The following is a 9764-nucleotide window of genomic DNA, read 5'->3' on the forward strand; positions in this document are numbered from 1 at the left end:
TTTCCGACTCTATCAGATCTTTTCTCGACCCGATTTCCTCGGCGCTTTCCGGTTCCGGCCCGTTTCCCTCTCGGGGGGCTTTTCCCTTCCGGCGTTTCCGACTCTATCAGATCCTTTCGGGCCTGACTCCCAGTCAGCGGGCTTTGCCATCCGGGCGGTTCGGCCCTTCCGACGAGTGAGACAGTAGCGGATTCCCGGGCTCCGAGCTAATCGGCGGCCGCGTCCTTCGGACATGGATTCCTCATTCGCAAATACGCATGAAAACGAGACGACAGAGTGCGTCGCTCGTTCGAATGGGTTCTTGCGGAATGGCTGTCCGGGGACCGACCGGAGTCGGCGCTCACGTCGGACAACTCGGAGAACACTACGGATCGGCGGAGGGCGTGTCAACCCCCCGCCGGCCGTCACCCGTGCGGGTCTGTCAGCCGTTGCCGGAGGCCAGCTCGCGGCTGCGGTCGCGGGCCGCTTCCAGGGCGGCGATGAGGGCCGCCCGTACGCCGTGGCGCTCCAGCTCGACGATGGCGTTGATGGTCGTACCGGCCGGTGAGGTCACGGCCTCGCGGAGCTTGACCGGGTGCTCGCCGCTGTCGCGGAGCATCACGGCGGCGCCGATCGCGGCCTGGACGATGAGGTCGTGGGCCTGGGCGCGCGGGAGGCCGAGCAGGATGCCGGCGTCCGTCATGGCCTCGACGAGGAAGTAGAAGTACGCGGGCCCCGAGCCGGAGAGCGCGGTGGCCGCGTCCTGCTGCGACTCGGGGACGCGCAGGGTCTTGCCGACGCCGCCGAAGATCTCCTCCGCGTGGGCGAGGTGGGCGGCGGTCGCGTGGCTGCCCGCCGAGATGACGGACATGGCCTCGTCCACGAGCGCGGGGGTGTTCGTCATGACGCGCACGACCGGGGTGCCGGGGGCGAGCCGCTCCTCGAAGAAGGAGGTCGGTACGCCGGCGGCGCCGCTGATGACCAGGCGGTCGGCCGGCACGTGCGGGGCCAGCTCGTCGAGCAGCGTCCCCATGTCCTGCGGCTTGACCGTGAGGATCAGCGTGTCGGCGCGCTTGGCGGCCTCCGCGTTGGAGACGGCCTCGACGCCGTAGCGGGTGCGCAGCTCCTCGGCCCGTTCGGCACGGCGGGCGGTGACGAGCAGCTTCGACGCGGGCCACCCGCCGCGGATCATGCCGCTGAGGAGGGCCTCGCCGATCTTGCCGGTACCGAGGACTGCGACTGTCTGGGTCATGCGGGCTCACCTCGCCGAGCGGTGCCGTGCTGCGCTGCGTGCGCGTTACGGATTCATCCTTGCACCCGTGCGGGCCCGCGCGCGGGGCTGTCCACGGACCGGGCGGATCTTGGGCCGGCCCGGCCGGGGCGCCCCGGCGGTGGGGCGGGCGTGCGGCGGTGCGTTCGGGGTCAGGGCGTACGGCGGCGGAGGGTGGCGGCGCCGAGGCCGAGGACCAGGACGGCGCAGCCGGCGACGATCAGGGCGTCGCGGACGAAGGTGGCGGTGACGTCGGTGTGGTGGAGCACCTCGTTCATTCCTTCGACGGCGTACGACATGGGGAGGACGTCGGACACCGCCTCCAGTACGGGCTGCATGGTGTCGCGGGCCGCGAAGAGCCCGCAGAGCAGCAGCTGGGGGAAGATCACGGCCGGCATGAACTGGACGGCCTGGAACTCGGAGGCGGCGAAGGCCGAGACGAAGAGGCCGAGCGCGGTGCCGAGGAGGGCGTCGAGCAGCGCGACCAGGAGGAGCAGCCAGGGGGAGCCGAGGACGTCGAGGCCAAGGCACCACAGGCCGATGGCGGTGGCGAGGACGGACTGGACGATGGCGACGCCGCCGAAGGCGAGGGCGTAGCCGGCGATCAGGTCGCCCTTGCCGAGCGGCATCGCGAGGAGGCGTTCGAGGGTGCCGGAGGTGCGCTCGCGGAGGGTGGCGATCGAGGTCACCAGGAACATCGTGATCAGCGGGAAGATGCCCAGCAGTGAGGCGCCGACCGAGTCGAAGGTCTGCCCGCTGCCGTCGAAGACGAAGCGCAGGAGCGTCAGCATCACGACGGGCACGAGCAGCATGAGGGCGATCGAGCGCGGGTCGTGGCGCAGCTGGCGCAGGACGCGGGCGGCGGTGGCGGTCGTACGGGCTGCGTTCATCGGAGGTCTCCTGTCCCGCCCGGGGCGGACTCGGCTGCGGCAGCGGCCGCGTCGACGAGGGTGAGGAAGCCTTCCTCGACGGTGTCGGCCCGGGTGCGGGCGCGCAGGGCGTCCGGGGTGTCCTGGGCGAGGATCCGGCCTTCGCGCATGAGGAGCAGGGAGTGGCAGCGCTCGGCCTCGTCCATGACGTGGGAGGAGACGAGGAGGGTGGCGCCGCGGTCGGCGGCGATGTGGTGGAAGAGCTCCCACAGGTCGCGGCGGAGGACGGGGTCCAGGCCGACGGTGGGTTCGTCGAGGACGAGCAGTTCGGGGGTGCCGAGCAGGGCTACGGCGAGGGAGACGCGGTTGCGCTGGCCCCCGGAGAGGTTGCCGGCGAGGGCGCCCGCGTGGGTGGTGAGGTCGACGTCGCGGATGGCGCGGTCGACGGTGGCGCGGCGGCGGTCGGCTGCGGCCCGGCCCGGATCGAGGACCGCGGCGAAGTAGTCGAGGTTCTGGCGGACGGTGAGGTCGTCGTAGACGGACGGGGCCTGGGTGACGTAGCCGATGCGGGAGCGCAGGGCGGGGTCGCCGGCGGGGCGGCCGAGGACGTCGAGGGTGCCGGTGACCTTGTCCTGGGTGCCGACGATCGCGCGCATGAGGGTGGTCTTGCCGCAGCCGGAGGGGCCGAGGAGGCCGGTGATGCGCCCGCGGGGGACGTCGAAGTCGAGGCCCCGGACGACCTCGCGGGGGCCACGGGTGACGCGCAGGCCGCGGGCGTGGACGGCGGCGGGTTCGGCGGGGTGGGGCGGCGGGGGCTCGGTGGCCTCCGACGTTTTATTCATCATGTGTTGAATAATGCTCCTGGGGGTGGGGGTCGTCAAGGGCTCGGGAAGGTGAAGCGCGGGGCCCGCACGCTGCCGGAACGACGACGGCCCCGGCGGTCCGGTGCGGGACCGGACGGCCGGGGCCGGGGTGGCGGGGGAGTGCGTGGCGGGGCGTGCGTGGCGGGGGCGGAAGAGGAGGGAGATGCCGCGTTCGGGGGGCCGGGAGTACCCCGGCTGCCGGGGCGCCGCGGCTGCCGGGGACGCCGGACGCGGGTTCAGCGGGCGTGCGTGGGGGCCTGCGACTCGACGACGCCGCGCCAGGTCCTGGCGTACCCCTCCCGCAGCGGGCCGCCGGCCAGCGCGAGGATCTCCGCGGCGGCGTCGGCGAAGTCGTAGGGCTCGCCCTCCTCGCACAGCCGGCGGTACCCGTCGAGCAGGGCGCCGCCGCGCCCGGGGTCCGCCTCCAGCAGCCGGCGCGGCAGCCACTTGCCACCGCCGGTCCAGGCCCGGTGGTGGTCGAGGAGGAGGTCGGCGGCGGTGTGGAGGACGACGACGGCCACGGCCAGCCGCTCCACGACGTCGGCGGCGTCGGCGAGGTCGTCGAGCGCGTCGGTCAGGACGTACCGCCGGGTCTCGACGGTCGCGGGGTCGAGGGCCGGCGGGCCGGCGCGGAGCGCCGCGACGGCCCGGGCGCGGGCGTCGGCGGCGGCCCCGTCGCGCTCGGCCAGGACCAGACCGTCGGCGTACATGCGCTGCATGACCCCGCGGCGCGATGCGGCGTCGGCGGCGAAGAGCTCGTCGAGGCCGGCCCGGGTGTGGACGAACAGCTCGACCAGCCGGCCCTCGAAGCGCAGGGTCTCGCGGCCGGTCCCGCCCCCGTCCTCGACGAGGACGGCGAGGTCGAGGTCGCTGGTGGTCGTGGCGCGGCCGGCCGCGGTGGATCCTGCGAGCACCACGCCCAGGGCATGGGGGAAGCGCTGCCGGGCGAGGCGTCGTGCCTGGTCGATCGGGTCGTCACTCATGATCGCCAAACTCGCACGGCCGTGGGGCGGGGCGCCACGGGTTTCCCGGACGGGGTACGCACCGAGGCCGCCGCCGCCCGGGCCGGGCGACCGGACCGGGGCGACCGGGCCGCCGGGCTGGAGCGACCGGGCCGGGCGACCGGGAGTGCCCGGCAGCACCGGCCGGTCGCGGCCGGGACCGCTACTTCCTGCGCTTGGGGCGGCGGGCGGCCGGGTTGCCCGTACGGCTGGCGCGGCGGCGCTCGAACTCCGCGACGGCCCGCTCGTACTCGGCCCGGTGCAGCTTCTCGCCCGGGGCTTCGCCGAGGGAGCGCAGGAAGTAGGCGATCAGGGAGCCGATGAAGCCGATGGCCTTGAGGCCCTTGAGCGAGGCGTCCTGGGAACCGGGTGCGGGGCGGCGGGTGAAGGACTCCCACGTCTTGCCGTACGCGATCGCGCTGCACACGGCGAACATGATCACGACGGTCCAGTTGACGAAGCCGCCGACGTTGCCGAGCTCCAGGCCCTCCCACGCGAAGCGCAGGACGAAGGCGCCGGCCACCGCCGCGGTGAGCGAGCCGATGGCGACGCCGACACGGCGCATCGCGTACCCGCCGTCGTGGTCCAGCCAGGTGGTGCCGAAGAAGCGGATCTCCTCGGGCTGCGGGCCGGCCGGGGTGCCCTTGGCGGCGGGCACGTCGGGCACGGCCGTCGGCGCGGGCCGGGCGCTGTCGTCTCGTTCGTCGCTCACATCAGCGATTATCCCCGGCCGGGGACGGATTCCGGCGGTGGTGCGTTGCTGGAATCAGGTGCAGCGCGGAGCGATGTAACCGTCGCGGCCGGTCTTCACATAGGCGTCGGCGACGAAGAGGCCGTTTCCGATGTTGTCCCAGATGTTCGACGTGCCGTACGGGCCGCTGACGGTGGTGCCGGGGCACTGGCAGTAGATCGTGACGTACGCGTCGTACGGCAGGACCTTCATGACCGGGTAGCTGGTCCCCGGGCCGCTGCGCACATTCACGCGACAGCCGGGCGCGACCGGATAGCGAACGGCCAGGCTCTCGGCCGCACGTTCTTCGATGGACACGTCTTCTGTGGACACGCTCGACTCCCCCCAATGCTTCACATTGCGTGACTCGCGCAGGCTAGCAGGGGTCGGTAGGCTCCACGGGCGCGTCGGCGCACAAGGCACACGGGGGGTGGGCATGCGGCGCTCAGCACAGCCCGCGCATCCGGCGGAGCCGGAATACGCGGGGCAGTACCGGCTGGAATCCGTACTGGGTTCCGGCGGCATGGGCGTCGTCCACATGGCCAGTTCGGTCTCCGGCCTGCGGCTCGCGGTGAAGGTCGTGCACGCCGAGTTCGCGGCGGATCCGGAGTTCCGGGCCCGCTTCCGGCAGGAGGTCACGGCCGCCCGACGGGTGTCGGGCGCCTTCACGGCCGCCGTGGTGGACGCGGACCCCGAGGCCGAGCGGCCCTGGATGGCCACGTTGTTCGTGGACGGGCCCACGCTCGCCGAGCGGGTGAAGCAGAAGCCGCTGGAGGCGGCGGAACTCAGTCGGCTCGGCGCCGGGCTCGCGGAAGCGCTGCGGGATATCCACCGCGCCGGACTGGTGCACCGGGATTTGAAGCCGGGCAACGTGCTCATGGCGAGCGACGGACCGAAGGTGATCGACTTCGGCATTTCCCGTCCGTACGACAGTGATCTGCGCACGGAAACCGGGAAGTTGATCGGAACGCCGCCTTTCATGGCGCCCGAGCAGTTCCAGCGGCCGCGCGAGGTCGGGCCCGAGGCGGACGTATTCGCGATGGGGGCCGTCCTGGTGCACGCGGCCACCGGACGCGGGCCTTTCGATTCCGACAGCCCCTATCTGGTGGCCTATCAAGTGGTCCACCACGAGCCGAACCTGAACGACGTACCCGGGGAACTGCGGCCGATCGTCGAACGGTGCCTCCAGAAGGACCCCGCGCAGCGCCCGACGACGGACGCGCTGATCGCGGCGCTGCGGTCGGCGGCGTACCCGACCTCGGAGAACACCCGGGCGTTCATACCGGCGCCACGGGACCCGGTCGAGGCGCGGTCCGAGGAGCACACCCACCGGCGGGCCCGCATCGAGGTCGCGGACGCGGAGCCGCCGTCGCGGCCCCGGTCGGGGGCGACGCACGGCTCGGCGGCGACGCCGGGCCCGGGGGCGGCGCCCGGCTCGGAGGCGGCGCCGGGGCCTCGGTCCGGGGGCGTCGGGGGAGCCGGGGGAGCCGTCGCGCGGGTCCGACGCCGTCCGACGCGCCGGGTGGCCCTGGCCACGGGCGCCGCGCTCGTCCTCGTCGGCGCGGTCGCGGCCCTCGGGGTGGTGCTGACGGGCGGGCAGGACGGCGGCGGGCCGCCCGCCGGCCCGTCCGCCACCGTCGCCGGCACCCGTGTCCGGCCGTGGACCGTACCCCTGATCGCCGACGGCGCCGGCGACCGGACGCCGCTGTGCTCCTACGGCGGGGGCGCCGACGCCGCGGTGTACTGCACCGGGGCGGGCGGCAGTGCGGCCCGGCTCGACCCCGTGACCGGGGCGGTGCGCTGGACGGTCAAGCCGTCCCGCAAGGCGGCGCGGCGCGACGCCCGGGTCGTCGTCCAGTGGGCCCCCGAACCCGCCGGCGGGCTGGTGCACACCGTCCCGGCCGGCAGCGGCCGCCTGGAGGCGCTCGATCCGCGCGACGGGGCGGTGCGCTGGTCGGCCCCGGCACCCACCGCGGCCCTCCTGCACGCCGGTGCCGCGCGGGAGACGGTCCTGCTGGTCGGCCAGGACGGGGACGTCACGGCGCTCGACTCGGCCACGGGCGGGCGCCGTTGGTCGAAGCGCCTGGGGGAGGTCGGCTCCGAGTGGACCGCCGCGCCGGGCGCGCGGGGGCCGGTCCTCGTGTCGACCCTGTCGGCCGACGGGGCGTCGACCACCGTGAAGGCCGTCTCGCCCCGGACGGGCGCCGTCCTGTGGCAGCGCCGGGTCGACGGCAGCCTGACCCCGGTGGGCAGCACGGACAGGGCGCTGCTCCTGCTGCGCAGCGACCGGCACGCGGTGACGGACGGCGTCGTACGGCTGGACCTGCGGACGCGCGAGGTGCGCGGCTTCACGCTGAGCCTGCCCGTGGACCAGCCCCAGGCGGCGATCGGGCCCGACGGCACCGTCTACGTCATCGGGCTGACCGGCGGACTGACCGCCGTACGTACGGAGCCCGGGCCGGGCAACAGCGAGCTGTGGCGGCAGGAGACGGCCGTCGCCCGCACGTCGAGGCCCGTCGTGGACGCCGCCCGGCACCTCGTGTACCTGTCCGCCGCCGACGGGCGGCTGATCGGGCTGGACTCCCGGGACGGGCGGCTCGTGGGGCAGTCGAAGCCCCGCACCGGCAGCGGCTCCCACCCGGTGACGTCCGTGGTGGCGCCGCCCGCCCCGGCGGACGGCCGCGTCGTCGCGGGCGCACCCGACGGGTCCGTGTTCGCGGTGGACGCGGGGGACCCGGCGGACTGGTGAGGCCCGGCGCGTGCCGGCGCCCCGGCCCGCCCCGCCCCGTCCCCGAAAACGGAAACGGAACCGCGGGCGGCCCCTCGACGGAGGGGCCGCCCGCGGGACGGGGCGTGCGGCAGGGTCAGCCGAGCTTGCTGACGTCGCGGACGGCGCCCTTGTCGGCGCTGGTGGCCATGGCGGCGTAGGCGCGCAGGGCGGCGGAGACCTTGCGCTCGCGGTTCTTCGGGGCGTAGACGCCGCCGAGTGCCTCGCGGCGGGCGGCGAGGGTGGCCTCGTCGACCAGCAGCTCGATCGAGCGGTTCGGGATGTCGATGCGGATGCGGTCGCCGTCCTCGACCAGGGCGATGGTGCCGCCCGAGGCCGCCTCCGGGGACGCGTGGCCGATGGACAGGCCCGAGGTGCCGCCCGAGAAGCGGCCGTCGGTGACCAGCGCGCAGGTCTTGCCCAGGCCCCGGCCCTTGAGGAACGAGGTCGGGTAGAGCATCTCCTGCATGCCGGGGCCGCCGCGCGGGCCCTCGTAGCGGATGACGACCACGTCGCCGTGCTGGACCTGCTTGGTGAGGATCTTCTCGACGGCCTCGTCCTGGGACTCGCAGACCACCGCCGGGCCCTCGAAGGTCCAGATGGACTCGTCGACGCCGGCGGTCTTCACGACGCAGCCGTCGACCGCCATGTTGCCCTTGAGGACCGCGAGGCCGCCGTCCTTGCTGTACGCGTGCTCGACCGAGCGGATGCAGCCGTTCTCGGCGTCGAGGTCGAGCGACTCCCAGCGCTCGGACTGCGAGAAGGCGGTGGCGGAGCGCTTGCAGCCGGGGGCCGCGTGCCACAGCTCCATGGCCTCCTCGGTGGCGGAGCCGGAGCGGGCGTCCCACTTCGCCAGCCAGTCCTCCAGGGAGTCCGAGTGGACCGTGTTGACGTCCTTGTTGAGCAGGCCGCCGCGGTGCAGCTCGCCGAGGATGGCGGGGATGCCGCCGGCGCGGTGGACGTCCTCCATGTAGTACGTGCCGCCCGGCGCCACGTTCGGGGCGACCTTGGCCAGGCACGGGACGCGCCGCGAGACCTCGTCGATGTCCTTGAGGTCGTAGTCCAGGCCGGCCTCCTGGGCGGCGGCGAGGAGGTGGAGGATCGTGTTGGTCGAGCCGCCCATCGCGATGTCGAGCGCCATGGCGTTCTCGAAGGCCTGGCGGGTGGCGATGCTGCGGGGCAGGACGGACGCGTCGTCCTGCTCGTAGTACCGCTTGGTGATCCCGACGACCGTACGGCCGGCCTCCTCGTAGAGGGCGCGGCGGGCGGTGTGGGTGGCGAGGACGGAGCCGTTGCCCGGGAGGGCGAGGCCGATGGCCTCGGCCAGGCAGTTCATCGAGTTGGCGGTGAACATGCCGGAACAGGAGCCGCAGGTGGGGCAGGCGTTCTCCTCGATGCGCAGGACGTCCGCGTCCGAGACGTTCTCGTTGGCGGCGTCGACCATGGCGTCGATGAGGTCCAGCTTGCGGACGGTGCCGTCGACGAGGGTGGCCTGGCCGGCCTCCATCGGGCCGCCGGAGACGAAGACGACCGGGATGTTCAGGCGCATGGCGGCCATCAGCATGCCGGGGGTGATCTTGTCGCAGTTGGAGATGCAGATCAGGGCGTCGGCGCAGTGCGCCTCGACCATGTACTCGACGCTGTCGGCGATCAGGTCGCGGGAGGGCAGCGAGTAGAGCATGCCGGCGTGGCCCATCGCGATGCCGTCGTCGACGGCGATGGTGTTGAACTCGCGCGGCACGGCGCCGGCGGCCCGGATGGCGTCGGAGACGATGCGGCCGACCGGGGCCAGGTGGGTGTGGCCGGGCACGAATTCGGTGAACGAGTTCGCCACCGCGATGATCGGCTTGCCGATGTCTTCGCTCGCTACGCCCGACGCGCGCATCAGGGCGCGCGCGCCCGCCATGTTGCGGCCGTGGGTGACGGTGCGGGACCTCAGCTCGGGCATCGGGTTCACTCCCCAGGTGCGGCGCAGTCGGAAGGCTGCGCGTACGACTGGTACGAGCCTACGCCCCGGCTCCGCCATCTGGACCGTGCGTCCGGATGGCGGGATGCACGGATCACCCCTCGGTCAGCTGTCGCCCTGTGCGGCCGGGGAGCCCGCTCGGCATACCTCGGCAGCCGGGCACGTCCACCGACCCGGGCCCGCCCCTCCAGGGAGCAGGCCGTCCCGTGGTGTGCGGGGAAGCCTCTTGAGGCGTCATGGCAGGCTGGTCCGGAGGCAGGCCCGGGCCTGGGGTGGCCGCAGGCCAGGGCGCAGCCCCTTGCCCCAGGGGTGGGCCTGC

At 73.8% G+C, this 9764-nt stretch carries 8 protein-coding genes; 1 reads left to right on the forward strand and 7 read right to left on the reverse strand.

The annotated features are described in order from the left end of the window. Positions 1-421: 421 nt before the first annotated feature. From proC to IF43_RS0134760, 6 genes are all read right to left on the reverse strand, one after another. Positions 422-1231, reverse strand: coding sequence for a pyrroline-5-carboxylate reductase (gene proC / locus IF43_RS0134735; protein WP_030210611.1), 810 nt, complete (start codon positions 1229-1231; stop codon positions 422-424). Between the two features lie 170 nt (positions 1232-1401). After that, the gene (locus tag IF43_RS0134740) at positions 1402-2139 is read right to left on the reverse strand and encodes an ABC transporter permease (protein WP_030210614.1); all 738 of its coding nucleotides are present in this window, start codon (positions 2137-2139) and stop codon (positions 1402-1404) included. Beyond that, entirely contained in the window at positions 2136-2963 is an 828-nt protein-coding gene (locus IF43_RS0134745) for an ABC transporter ATP-binding protein (protein ID WP_030210617.1), read from the reverse strand. Before IF43_RS0134745 ends, IF43_RS0134740 begins: the two co-directional genes overlap by 4 nt. A gap of 254 nt (positions 2964-3217) precedes the next feature. After that, complete coding sequence (locus IF43_RS0134750; protein ID WP_037891374.1) at positions 3218-3964, reverse strand: nucleotidyltransferase domain-containing protein; 747 nt, start codon at positions 3962-3964, stop codon at positions 3218-3220. A gap of 181 nt (positions 3965-4145) precedes the next feature. Next, a complete protein-coding gene (locus tag IF43_RS0134755; RefSeq protein WP_030210631.1) occupies positions 4146-4649 on the reverse strand; it encodes a hypothetical protein in 504 nt (167 codons plus the stop codon). A 99-nt stretch (positions 4650-4748) separates the two neighbouring features. Continuing rightward, positions 4749-5045, reverse strand: coding sequence for a hypothetical protein (locus IF43_RS0134760; RefSeq protein ID WP_030210634.1), 297 nt, complete (start codon positions 5043-5045; stop codon positions 4749-4751). A 103-nt stretch (positions 5046-5148) separates the two neighbouring features. Between IF43_RS0134760 and IF43_RS0134765 the strand changes: the two genes are divergently transcribed. Beyond that, positions 5149-7461: a PQQ-binding-like beta-propeller repeat protein gene (locus tag IF43_RS0134765; protein ID WP_030210635.1), complete on the forward strand. Its 2313-nt coding sequence runs from the start codon at positions 5149-5151 to the stop codon at positions 7459-7461. 115 nt (positions 7462-7576) lie between these two features. Here IF43_RS0134765 and ilvD read toward each other — a convergent pair whose 3' ends face one another. Continuing rightward, positions 7577-9427, reverse strand: coding sequence for a dihydroxy-acid dehydratase (ilvD, locus tag IF43_RS0134770; protein ID WP_030210638.1), 1851 nt, complete (start codon positions 9425-9427; stop codon positions 7577-7579). Positions 9428-9764 lie beyond the last annotated feature (337 nt).

The organism is Streptomyces sp. NRRL S-87, from assembly GCF_000719335.1.
GTDB lineage: Bacteria > Actinomycetota > Actinomycetes > Streptomycetales > Streptomycetaceae > Streptomyces.